The 12,821-nt window shown below is 34.7% G+C and carries 10 protein-coding genes; 2 read left to right on the forward strand and 8 right to left on the reverse strand.

Annotated features, from left to right (window positions below):
- Positions 1 to 34 precede the first annotated feature (34 nt).
- Positions 35 to 1,123, forward strand: a complete 1,089-nt coding sequence (locus tag WFZ86_RS18275; RefSeq protein WP_342693271.1) for a glycosyltransferase — start codon at positions 35 to 37, stop codon at positions 1,121 to 1,123.
- Positions 1,124 to 1,252: 129 nt separating this feature from the next.
- Here the strand turns inward: WFZ86_RS18275 and phoU are convergent, their stop codons facing one another.
- From phoU to WFZ86_RS18315, 8 genes are all read right to left on the reverse strand, one after another.
- On the reverse strand, positions 1,253 to 1,921 hold the full coding sequence (phoU, locus tag WFZ86_RS18280) for a phosphate signaling complex protein PhoU (RefSeq protein WP_342693272.1): 669 nt from the start codon (positions 1,919 to 1,921) through the stop codon (positions 1,253 to 1,255).
- A gap of 127 nt (positions 1,922 to 2,048) precedes the next feature.
- Positions 2,049 to 2,807, reverse strand: a complete 759-nt coding sequence (gene pstB / locus WFZ86_RS18285; protein ID WP_342693273.1) for a phosphate ABC transporter ATP-binding protein PstB — start codon at positions 2,805 to 2,807, stop codon at positions 2,049 to 2,051.
- Between the two features lie 170 nt (positions 2,808 to 2,977).
- Positions 2,978 to 3,925 carry a phosphate ABC transporter permease PstA gene (gene pstA / locus WFZ86_RS18290; RefSeq protein ID WP_342693274.1) on the reverse strand — a complete coding sequence of 316 codons (948 nt, stop codon included), beginning with the start codon at positions 3,923 to 3,925 and terminating at the stop codon, positions 2,978 to 2,980.
- Between the two features lie 3 nt (positions 3,926 to 3,928).
- On the reverse strand, positions 3,929 to 5,101 hold the full coding sequence (pstC, locus tag WFZ86_RS18295) for a phosphate ABC transporter permease subunit PstC (RefSeq protein WP_342693275.1): 1,173 nt from the start codon (positions 5,099 to 5,101) through the stop codon (positions 3,929 to 3,931).
- 74 nt (positions 5,102 to 5,175) lie between these two features.
- Positions 5,176 to 6,003 (reverse strand): phosphate ABC transporter substrate-binding protein, encoded by an 828-nt coding sequence (locus tag WFZ86_RS18300; protein WP_342693276.1) that lies wholly within the window; start codon positions 6,001 to 6,003, stop codon positions 5,176 to 5,178.
- Positions 6,004 to 6,171: 168 nt separating this feature from the next.
- Entirely contained in the window at positions 6,172 to 7,464 is a 1,293-nt protein-coding gene (locus WFZ86_RS18305; protein ID WP_342693277.1) for a porin, read from the reverse strand.
- 375 nt (positions 7,465 to 7,839) lie between these two features.
- The gene (locus WFZ86_RS18310; RefSeq protein ID WP_342693281.1) at positions 7,840 to 8,943 is read right to left on the reverse strand and encodes a sensor histidine kinase; all 1,104 of its coding nucleotides are present in this window, start codon (positions 8,941 to 8,943) and stop codon (positions 7,840 to 7,842) included.
- A gap of 152 nt (positions 8,944 to 9,095) precedes the next feature.
- Positions 9,096 to 9,779: a response regulator transcription factor gene (locus tag WFZ86_RS18315; protein ID WP_159687398.1), complete on the reverse strand. Its 684-nt coding sequence runs from the start codon at positions 9,777 to 9,779 to the stop codon at positions 9,096 to 9,098.
- 238 nt (positions 9,780 to 10,017) lie between these two features.
- Here WFZ86_RS18315 and WFZ86_RS18320 point away from each other — a divergent pair, with 238 nt between their 5' ends.
- Positions 10,018 to 12,801, forward strand: a complete 2,784-nt coding sequence (locus WFZ86_RS18320) for a TonB-dependent receptor (RefSeq protein WP_342693278.1) — start codon at positions 10,018 to 10,020, stop codon at positions 12,799 to 12,801.
- The last annotated feature ends 20 nt before the right edge of the window (positions 12,802 to 12,821 follow it).

Consider the following 12,821-nt stretch of genomic DNA (forward strand, 5'->3'; position numbering starts at 1 on the left):
TGCCTTAGTATAAATTCTTAATTTTGATTGCGAAATGACTTTGGATTCTAGTTCAAAAACGATACTCATCGCTCCATTAAACTGGGGCTTAGGCCACGCAACACGCTGTATTCCAATTATAAAAGCGCTGCAAGAAAACAATTTTACGCCCATCATCGCCTCGGATGGTATAGCGCTCGAATTGTTAAAAAAAGAATTTCCTTATATTCAAACCCTACAACTTCCCTCCTACCAAATAGAATATGCCAAGAATGGTAAAAATTTCAAATGGAAACTCATTCAAAGTTTGCCTAGGATGCTCGAAGCTATTAGGGAAGAGAAGAAATTGGTTAAAAAATGGATTACCAAATACGAGATAGATGGAATTATTTCGGATAATCGTTTGGGGGTATATAGTGCCAAAGTGCCTTCTGTTTTTATTACCCATCAATTGAATGTAATGACCGGAAACACTACTTGGCTTACCAGCAAATTACATCAAATTATCATTAAAAAATATACGCAATGCTGGGTTCCCGATGTATCAGGACCACCTAACTTAACAGGCGATTTGGGCCACATAAGCAGAAAACATTTCCCCGTGCGTTATATTGGCCCCTTAAGCCGATTACACAAAAAAGAGAGTCCAAAACTATACGATTTGATGATTATTCTTTCGGGACCTGAACCCCAAAGAGGCATTCTAGAAGAAAAATTAACCGAAGAGGTAAAACGATTCAAAGGCAAAGTGGTTTTCATCAAAGGAATCATCGAAAAAACACAAGCTAAAGAAATTGTAGGCGATGTAACTTTTTACAATTTCATGAATACACGCCAATTGGAACAAACTTTTAATGAAAGTGAACACGTACTTTGTCGTTCAGGCTATACGACCATTATGGATTTGGTTAAACTAGGTAAAAAAGCTTTTTTTATTCCCACTCCTGGACAATACGAACAAGAATATTTGGCAGTCAAACTAGACAAAGAAGGTATCGTTCCTTTTGCCAATCAAGGAGATTTTACAATTGAAATGCTTTCAAAAATAGCTAATTACAAAGGGCTTTCAGAAATGAATACCACGATAGATTGGGAAGAACTTTTGTCTGTTTTTCAAACCGATGAAAAAGATAAAACCAGATAAAGCATATAAGTTTATTTTAAATATATTTTAACCGTTTAAAAGAATACATATTCTATTTTTTTAATTGTATTGAAAGCTCATATTTTAAAATATATGCCTTATATGGTTCAAAAAAATAATCAAAAAGAACTACTCTTCTCCTGGAAGATCAAATTTTTCGTGTTTGATAATCTTAGCGTGAATCATAAAATAAACCGATTCGGCTACATTGGTACAATGCTCAGAAATGCGTTCTAAATGTTTCAACACCATCACCAAATTCGTTCCTGAAACTACTACTTTCGAATTGGATTTCATTTCGCTGATGATTTGATGAACCGTGTCATCTATTTTGTATTTGATAGCTTTGTTCAAAACAAAAATTTCTCCAATAATACTTTCATCTTTAGTAACAAAACAAGCATTGGTTTTAACAACAACTTGAACGATTTCTCGCGTCAAATCTTCAATCGCAAACTTAGCAACCAAATCATGTTTGTCTTTAATACTCTTGGTTTTTTTTATAATACTTATCGACAAATCGCCTATACGTTCTATCTCATTACTAATTTGCATCGCCGACATTATAAACCTCAAATCTGAAGCTACTGGTTGATGCAACGCAAAAATATTTTGACAAATCTCCTCGATTTTCACATCTAATTTATCAATTTTATGTTCCGTTTTTTTGACTTCTTTCCCCTCAATAGGTTCAGATAAAATAGCTTTTACTGCTTCCCCAACCTGCGTTTCAGCCAAAACACCAATCTTGGTGATGATGTCTCTTAATTTTGTTAATTCTATTTCAAAATGTGTCATCTTCTATTTTATATTTTAGTAATTAGTGGATAGTGGTTAATCCTTAGCTTTTATAACTTAATTACAAATTACCAGTCACTAAATACGGGTTACTATTTGCTTACAATGATATCTAATCACCATTGTACTACCCAAATCTTCCTGTAATATAATCTTCCGTTTGTTTCTTCTCTGGTTTGGTAAAAATATCTCTAGTTTTACCCATTTCTATCAATTCACCCATATAGAAAAAAGCGGTATGATCACTCGTTCTAGCTGCTTGTTGCATATTGTGGGTCACAATAATTATAGTGTATTGCTCTTTTAATTCGTGTACCAATTCTTCAATTTTTGAAGTAGAAATAGGATCAAGCGCACTCGCTGGTTCATCCATCAAAATAATATCTGGGCTCACTGCCAAAGTTCTAGCAATACACAATCGCTGTTGTTGACCACCAGAAAGTCCCAAAGCCGACTCTGTTAAACGATCTTTTAATTCCTCCCAAATTGCTGCTTTTCGCAAGGAAACCTCAACGATTTCGTCCAACTGCGCCTTGTTTTTAATGCCATTAATTTTAGGACCATACGCGACATTTTCATAAACAGACTTCGGAAAAGGATTTGATTTTTGAAAAACCATTCCAATCTTCTTTCTAATATTAACCACATCTACATCCTTATCATAAATATCAACACCTTCCACCAGCATTTCCCCGGTAATTTTTACGCCTGGAATCAAGTCATTCATCCTATTAATACACCTCAAAAAAGTCGATTTTCCACAACCCGAAGGTCCTATCAAAGCGGTAACTTTGTTGGCAGGAATTTGCAAAGAAATCTCATTCAACGCTTTCTTCTCCCCATAATACAACGACAAGTCTTCTACCTGTATTTTTACATCTTTCATAATAATCTTTACTTCAAATTTTTAAAATAAGGCATTTAAAATATAAGTTGGGCGTGACCCCATTTGCAAAAGGCTTCCTTCAGCAACCCGTTAGTTTGCGCCTTTCGCAACTGCGGTCGGGCTATACGCAGTACTTCGGTACTTTGCTCCTATCCCTCACGCAAAAAACATCACTCTTTCGCCCTTCTTCTAATTCTAGATCTTATCAATACCGCTACTAAATTCAATGACAACGTCAAAATCAACAAGACCAAAGTCGTAGCAAATTGTATCGGCATCGTCTTCTCCACATCCGAAGATTGTGTAGACATAATATAAATGTGATACCCTAAATTCATAAACTGATCACTCAATGAGCCCGGCAATGATGCCAAATAATAAGCCGCACCGGTAAACAAAATCGGCGCTACCTCGCCCGCACCACGACTCACGGCCAAAATAGTACCCGTCATAATTCCAGAGACAGAACCTGGCAAGACCACGTTTTTGATAGTTTCCCATTTCGTAGCACCCAAAGCCAAACTCGCTTCCCGCAACTCTCTTGGAATGGTTTTTAAAGCTTCTTCTACCGAAACAATAATTACTGGAAGCGTCAACAAAGACATCGTTAAACTCGCCCATAAAATATTGGGTTGCCCCCAACGCAATTGCCCTCCATTAAAAACGGTGTCTGCTCCAGTACCTACAAATTGAATAAAAAACCCCAATCCAAACAACCCAAAAATAATCGAAGGTACTACCGCCAAGGTACGAATGGAAAAACGAACCGCAGCAGCAAATTTTGAGTTCTCACTCGCGTACTCTGTCAAATACAAAGCCGTAATGGTTCCAAAAGGGACCGCTGCAATCGACATTACTATTACTAAAATAAAAGTTCCAATCAAGGCGGGAAAAATTCCACCTTCGGTCATTCCATCGGTAGGAAAAGAAGAAACAAACTCCCAAGAAAATTTAGATCTCCCCTCATAAACTATGATACCTAAAATAATAAATAAAATAGCGATGATTAAAAGAACTGCCAATTGGGTAATCCCAACAACTGCTTTTCCTTTTAAATCTCCTTTTTGGCCACTTGTACTCAAGAAAGAAGGTTGTATTTTGTTTGTAGAAGTCTCCATACTTTATTTTCCTTGAAATTTTTTGATCAATTTTCCTTTTACATAAAACTCTGCAATGGCATTCAAACCAAAAGAGAAAATAAAAAGTAACGATCCTATAAAAAACAAAACACTATAATGGGTTTCACCAAACACCGTTTCAGCCATTTCAGAACCAATGGTAGCGGCAAAAGTACGCACACTCTCAAACGGATTCGCAGATAGCAAAGCAGCATTCCCCGTCGCCATCAAAGCAATCATAGTTTCACCAAATACGCGACCAATACCCAATAATAAGGCGGCAAAAATTCCTGGGGTTGCTGCTGGTAAAGTCACCAAAAAAGCCGTTTGCGATTTACTAGCACCTAAGGCCAAACTCGCTTCGGTATACGTTTTTGGTACAGCCGAAAGAGCATCTTCAGAAATAGTATATATAATTGGTATGGCGGCCAATGCCATCGCTACTCCCCCTACAAAAGCATTCAAACGAGAGTCATACCCAAAAACATCTTGAAAAAAAGTTGCCAACACCATCAAAGCAAAAAAACCAATCACCACGGAGGGAAAAGCGGCTAACATTTCTATAATAGGTTTAATGATTTCTTTTCTTCTTTTGGAAGCAAAACAAGAGGTGTAAATGGCGGCCAAAATAGCCAAAGGACCTGCTATCAGCATAGCAATAAGGGTCACTTTTAATGTTCCGACCAATAAAGAAATCAAACCAAAACGGGGATTGTCGGATACGGGCATCCATTCTGCTGAAGCAAAAGTACTCCACGTTTTATCGGCTCCTTCTTGATTGGGTTTGGCTAATTTCGTTTCTCCCTGATTTTCAGCGGCTAACTCTTCTATAGGTTCGCCATAAGTTTCTGGCTGTAAATTGGTCGACGCTGCTTCTGTTGGAGACAAATCTTCTAAAGGTGCGCCGTACGTTTCGGGCGCTAAATCTTCAGTGGCTCCGCCATAGGTTTCGGGTTGTCCTGTAGTAGTTTTTACTTCGGTTTTCTCCATTTTTTTAGTCGAACTAAAAAGAGGTAAGGATTCCTTGAAAACAAAAATAAAAATCAAGAAAATAATAGCAATGGATAAAAAAGCTACACTAGAAATTATCTTTTCGGCTAAAAACTCAGACCACCGGAATTGTTTTTTTAGACTGTCTTTAGTAAACTTAGCATTCGATAAAGGCGTAGCTTCCATGATATGAATTTAGGAATTCGTATTAAAAAAAAACTTCCTTCGTTAACTAAAAAGAAGGAAGTCTAGCATTGGGTTTATTTTAAAGGATAATATCCAACCTCAACAATTACATTTTGGCCTTCGGCACTCAAAATCCAATCGATGAATTTTTTGGTTTCACCCGTTGGTTTTTCTCTCAAATACATAAAAAGGTATCTAGAAATTGGATACGTTTTATTTTTAATTGTAGCGGCCGATGGCAAAATCCCTTTGCTCTTGGCGTCTTTTTTTATTTTGCAATCTTTTACTCCTTCTGCATATGCCGCGCCACCATATCCTATTCCGTACTTGTCTTTCTTTACTGCATTCACAATAGCCGCTGTACCTGGCAACGTTTGACAAGTACGAGCAAAATCTGTTTTTACCACATGGTCTTTAAAAAATTCAAAAGTTCCTGAGCTACTTTCTCTTCCATACAATTGAATTTTAGCATCGGATCCACCCACTTGTTTCCAATTCGTGATTGCTCCCGAAAAAATATCGGATAACTGATCAATGGTTAACTCATTTACAGGATTGGTTTTATTCAAATACACCGACAAACCATCTTTCGCACAAGCAATTTGAATCCCATTTTGCTTGTATTTGGTTTTCAATTTTTCTAGTTCTTCTTGTTCTATCGGACGGCTTGCATTTGCAATCATAGTCGACCCATTAATCAATGCAGCAATTCCAACGCCTGACCCACCACCAGTAACTTGAACAAATACGCTTGGATTTTTTCTCATATAAACCTCAGCCCATTTTTGGGATAAAATAACCATAGTATCAGATCCTTTTACCGTTATTTTCGTTGTAGTAGTAAGCGAAAATCCAATCATCATAACAACTATTAATACAGCTGCTAACTTTGCTTTATACATTTTTTAAAGTTTATTTAATTTTAAGGGAAAGTAAGGGGGGAATGTTAAGCGTGTGTTAAGTCAATATTATTCAATCTTTATGCTTTGATTGAAATTGTCATTACAATGTGAATTAAAAAGAGACCAAAAATCGTGGTCTCTCTTTAGAATCTATCTATTTTCAATGATTTAGAAATTAAACTGTGCTTGTAAACGCAATAAATTTCCTCTTTGTCTGTTGTTTCTTAGTACACTATCCTCGAATGTTCTGTCTGAAATAACCCATTCAGCAACAAATTCGAAAGCTTTGAAAGGCTGCCATTCAAATCCTAATTCATAATCTCTCACAACATAACTGCGTGCATCCCTTTCGAATTTCTTTCCTCCATCATAATATTGAAATTTAGCAAAAGGGATCAATATTTGTTTTCTAGGCAAATCCCACTTATAATTTAGAGTAATGTAACCTCCCTCTAAATCCGACACCTGAACAGAATTAGTTACTTTGTCATATCGAGGTCCTCTACCAATATTGTACTCTGTTTGGATTCCGAATGGTTTTGGATACAAAACAAAAGTAGCTCCAATACGTTGGTCTGTAGTTTGTAATCTGTTTGGGGTAGTCACCCCGGTTGATAATTCTGATGTAAATGCCCATTTTCCAGTATATGCCTGTAATCCTGGTTCGATAATTTGATTACCAATTACAAATGGATAAGTAATTCTAGTAATCACATGTAAGTTTCTATTACCTTCAGATCTGTTAGCCGTTTGTCCATTGTATGCTCCAAAAGCAAATACTCCATAATCTCCAGAACCTTTATAACCATCTCTTACCAACATCGCAAAACGTTCTCTAATTTCTGCAGGTGCCCAATAGAAAAACACTCCCAAATCACGCTCATTAGCTGCCGCACTGTTAATCGCGTCATTACGGTCTAATGATAGACGATTTTGACTTGACTGCATGTTTTCAAAACCATAAGGAATTTTACTTTGTCCCACTCTGAAACGATATTCTCTTTTCTTATCAATAGACAAATCAAAATAAGCATCCCGCAATTGTACAAAATGATTCATTCCTGAACTAGGTGAACTAGCAAAATCAGGCTGTATATATACAAATACATTTGGATGAACTTGCCCGGAAAATATAATACGGGCACGTCGTATAAAAAAACCATTATTCGCTTTTGCATCTGGAGCCGTGGAGGTAGTTCCCCAAGACCTGTCACATTGCTCGCAAGAAACTTTATCATTGGTAGAGAGTAAACCATTGTAACGCACTTGTACATATCCTCTTATTCCTAAGTTATTGTACCATTGCTCTTTAGTAGTATTATCTTTTTCTTCAGCGATTTTTGCCTTGTTTATAGAATCTAAAACATGCATTACCGCTTTTGTGATTTCGTCTTTCTTTACTTCTTGAGCACTTGTTACAAAATAACCTAATGATAACATGGCCACCAAAATTTTTCTCATCTTTTCCTGTATGATTTATTCAGGTGCAAATGTCTAGGTGCAATGTTAATATAACGTTAGCAATATATTATCAAGACAATAAATTATCATTAAATATTCGAAACAATCTTTCACCACTAATTTTTAAGTACTAAATTGGACTATTTTTTGTTTTTTATTCATTGTTAAGCAATTGTAAATTAATTATTTACAACACACCTCTAAAATTAAACAGTTTATAAAAAACGGTTCTATTTGGTGATATACAACAAGGAAAACTTATAGCCACAGTGACTCAAGTAAGCCTTTTTAAGCTAATTTATTAAGTGTTATATTAAATTTTGAAAAATTAGGCTAGTCCTACAACATTACCTTTTTTGACAATAAAGCGGATTATTAATCCTCTTGAGAAGTTATTTGGCTTACTTTTTTATCCTTTGCTTTTTCTAATGTAAATGAAAACTCAGAACCAATTCCGTACTCACTTTCCACATAAATTTTTTCTTTATGGGCTTCTATAATGTGTTTTACTATAGAAAGCCCCAAACCAGATCCACCTTCAGAACGGGAGCCGCTTTTATCTACACGATAAAAACGTTCAAAAAGTCGAGGTATGTTTTGTTGTTCAATACCTTCACCATTATCCGTTACACGTATTAATACTTTTTTATTTGTCAAATTAACAATGGTCACCTCAGTAGAACCTCCAACTCTACCATACTTGATAGAATTTACGATAAGGTTCTCCACCACTTGTTGAATTTTATCTTTATCGCCATGAACATAAACTGGTTGAATATTATAATTTTCAAAAGCGAGGGTAATTTTCTTTTTATCGGCTTTCATCTCTAGCAGATCAAAAACATTCTGAACCAAATCTACAATATCAAAATTAGAAAAATCCAAATTCAAATCTCCAGACTCTAACTTGGTTATCATATCTAAATCTTCAACAATATAAATCAATCGCTCCACACCTTTCTCTGCACGCTTTAAATATTTCTTACGAATAGACTTGTCATCCATAGCACCATCTAATAGTGTTTCTATATAACCTTGTACCGTAAACAACGGTGTTTTTAGTTCGTGCGAAACATTACCCAAAAACTCTCTACGATAGGCCTCACGTACTTGAAGCATTTCAATTTCTAACTTTTTATCCGTAGCAAATTTTTTAACTTCCCTCGTTAAGGTTTCCATATCAGTAGTGATAGGCTGATTGATAAACGAACTGGATTCTAACAAGGCCACATCATCGTATATTTTTTTTACTCTTCGATAAATAAATCGTTCAACACGGTACTGAATGACTAAAAAAGAAAAAACATAAGTACCCACAAAAGCTATTGTTGCAAACGAAAAAATAATTCTAGAATGAGGTCTAAAAAAAGCTTGAAGTAATATAGAAGAAGCTATTGCTACAAAAATACTAACATACAAGGCCGACTTTATGGCAAATTTATACGTTTTCTTAAAATTGATTTTTACCATAGTATTCATTTCCAATGTTATGCTTTTTTGTGTTAGAAGTACCAAAAAAGTAGATAAAGATACTTTTATTAGCACAAAATTCACAAATTACAACCAAATATCAGCTGTGATTTGTGAATTTTCTTTTTATTTTTTTGATTATTTAAAGTAAGTATGAAGTGTTATACTTCGAATTTATATCCTACTCCTTTGATAGTTTTAAATAAGTCTTCTCCAATTTTTTCTCTCAATTTACGTATGTGAACATCAATCGTTCTACCACCAACCACAACTTCATTTCCCCAGACTTTATCCAAAATCTCATCTCGTTTGAATACTTTTCCCGGTTTTGAAGCTAACAAATAAAACAACTCAAACTCTTTTCTTGGTAACGCAATTTCAATATTGTCTTTTATGATCTTGTATTCTTCACGGTTAATTTCGATTCCCCCTACATTAAGTGTTTCACTATTTTGAGATTCTTCTTTTAATCTTCGCAACAAAGCTTTTACTTTACTCACCAAAAGTTTCGGCTTAATGGGCTTGGTAATATAATCATCGGCACCTGCATCAAAACCTGCTACCTGGGAGTAATCTTCGCTTCTAGCGGTCAAAAAAGTAATGATTACATTATTTAATTCAGGGATTTTACGAATATGTTCACAGGCTTCCATTCCGTCCATTTCGGGCATCATGACATCCATAATAATCAAATCTGGCAATTCTTTTTTGGCTTTCGTAACCGCTTCTTTTCCATTGCTTGCAGTTACAATTTGATAACCCTCTTGAGAAAGATTGTAACCTACAATTTCTAAAATATCTGGCTCATCATCAACCAACAAAATTTTTGTGCTTCTTTTTTTCATAAAAAATGGTGCAAAATCTATTAAAACAAATCAAATTTAGGCTTTTATCGCTATAGATTCACAAAAGCCATCGTAAATGTAGCTATAAAGAAATCATATGTGAAAACAGAATTTAAGGACTTAACCTTAATTTAATCTGTTAACATTGTCGTAATAATAATAAAACACAATGTTAATGCTGGAATAACATCGGGTTTAAAACACGGTCGTTATTTTGCGCCAACAAACAAAGACAACAATGAAATTAAAACTTTTAATCCTAACCTTACTTATAAGTGTTATTGGATTTTCTCAAAACAAAGGAACAATTATTGGTATCGTTACGGATAAAGATGCCAACAATCAATCCCTACCTTTTGCAAATGTAACATTAAAAGGAACAAAAATTGGGGTAAACACAGACATTGATGGAAAATATACCATTAGTACTACTCCAGGAAATTATGTAATTCAATTTAGTTTTGTAGGTTACGAAACGGTAGAAGTTCCTGTAACCGTTAAAGCAAATGAAACAGTAACTATTAACAAATCTATTGGTTCAGGAAGTTACAAACTAGAAGATGTGGTAGTAAAAGCAACTGCACCAAATAGAGAGAAAGAAACTGCTATATTATTAGATCAAAAAAATGCAGTGGTTTTTAAACAAAGTATCGGAGCGCAAGAACTAGCCCGAAAAGGAGTTAGTGATGTAGAAGAAGGCTTGACCAAAATTACTGGTATTACCAAAGTAGAATCTAGAGGATTATTTGTAAGAGGTTTAGAAGATCGTTACAATAATTTATTGATTAATGAATTACAAGCTCCCTCTAACAGTCCTTTTACTAAAATCATCCCATTAGATTTATTTCCAACAGATATCGTAGGTGTTTTGAATGTATACAAAACATTCAATCCAAATATTGCAGGTGATTTTGCTGGAGCCACAGTAAACATAGAAACAGTTCAAGCTAAAAGTATCACTAAACTATCTATTGGTGCTGGCTTTACAACTGAGAATAATGGTTCTGATTTTTTAATTCATAGTGATGCCAACAATACGCAAGGCTTTTTTGGATTAAACGGAAGAGACCGTCAACTAAGTCCTGCATTTGGGAGTGTCCCAACAGGTAAAAAACTTACTCCAGATGAGTATAATGCTACATACAAAAACAACACTTGGAATGTTGATAAAACCTCAAGCCCTTTAAATACAAGTGTAGGTTTTATCCACTCAGAAAAATTCAACCTAGACAATGGTGACAAAATCAACTATACTTTTTCTATCAATGGCGATAATAAATTTGTTATCAGAAAAGGGGTTGACCGTACTTTCATTTTAGGTGCTGGTGACTATGACAACAATTTACAGAGAGAAAGCTATAGTTATCAAACGAATGCCTCTGCTTTGGCAGCCGTAAACTATAAAGCCAAACGTTTTGATATTGGGTTGAATTCTTTTTACTTACGTTCAACCGATAGTAAAATTATTGATCAATTAGGATACACTAACAACCAATCAAGTAATCCAAACATCTTGATTCGTACGAACCAATTTGATCAATCAGATTACCTAAACACACAATTATTAGGAAATGTAAAGCTTACTTCTGACGAAAAACATACCTTGAAAGTAGGTGGATCATTTGTGAGAACTGCTTATGAGCAACCTGATCGTAAATTTATCATTGGCGAAAAAGTATCGCCAACAGAAATCAATACTTCTTATGGTGGAAATCATTTGAATAGACAGTATTTAGATATCAACGGAAACTACTATTTCTCTGGATTATTAGAGTATAATTATAAGTTTAATGAAGAAGAAAACGGAAAAGCCAATCGTTTGACCGTAGGTTATAATGGTTTTGCTAACGACTTAAAATCAACCTATCGTATCTTCTCAGGTATACGTTCAGTGAATAAAAACTATACTGCCCCTGTAAATACTATCGATTCTTTTATTGTTGATGACATTAACAACGGAATTATTTCAGTTCGAGAAGAATCGAATGCCGATTATAAAGTAAAATTAAACCAAATGGTAAATGCTGGTTACATTAACTACTTGCACCATTTTGGCGAAAAATTAGAAGTAAACGCAGGTCTTCGATTAGAAAACTCAGACAGAACTATAAAATACAGAAGTATTGGTCAACTCATTAATGGTCCTTATCAAAACATAAACGATCAAAAATTAGATTTCTTGCCAGTAGTGAATGCAAAATACGAACTTACTGAAAACAGTAATTTGCGTTTTAACGGTTCAAAAACCATCACTAGACCAGTGACTATGGAATTGTTACCATTACAATACATAAGCCCTGATGGTAAATCGATATTAGGTAATCCAAATATGAAAAATAGTGACAATTACAATATTGACTTCAAATATGAATTGTTCCCTAAGAATAACGAACTTATAGCTGCTGGCTTATTTGCTAAACAAATTCAAAACCCAATAGAAAGAATTTTTATTGCTGGTGCAGGAGGTAGCGGACAATTAATGACCTACCAAAACTCAAAAGAAGCATTATTGTATGGAGCAGAAATTGAAATGCTATTGCAATTAGAAAGAATTTCCCCTACTTTAGCTAATTTTTCATTCGGATTAAACACTTCATTAATGAAAACGGATGTAAAAGTAAACTTTGGAAACACTTCTTTAGAGAACAATCCAAGTAGAAAATTACAAGGTGCTTCAGAATGGATTATCAATTCAGATTTGAAATACGATTTTGAATTTAACGAAGTAATGAAAAACTCTATTTCATTAGTATATGGTGTATTTGGTCCTAGAATTTTCGCAGTAGGTTCAGCAGGAATGGATAACATCTATGAACAACCATTTCATAAATTAGACTTTGTTTGGTCTAGTAAGTTAACCAAAAACATAGATGCTAAATTTGCCATCGATAATCTTTTAAATCCATTATACAAGATGGAATTAGGAAATGAAAATCGATTTACCATCAACGAGAGCTCTTTGCTTCTGGAGAGTTTCAAAAGAGGAAGAGGATTTTCATTGAATCTTTCTTATACCTTCTAAAAAACTAAAGCTACCTAAAA

The sequence above is a fragment of the Flavobacterium polysaccharolyticum genome, from assembly GCF_038739875.1.
Classification (GTDB): Bacteria; Bacteroidota; Bacteroidia; order Flavobacteriales; family Flavobacteriaceae; genus Flavobacterium; species Flavobacterium polysaccharolyticum.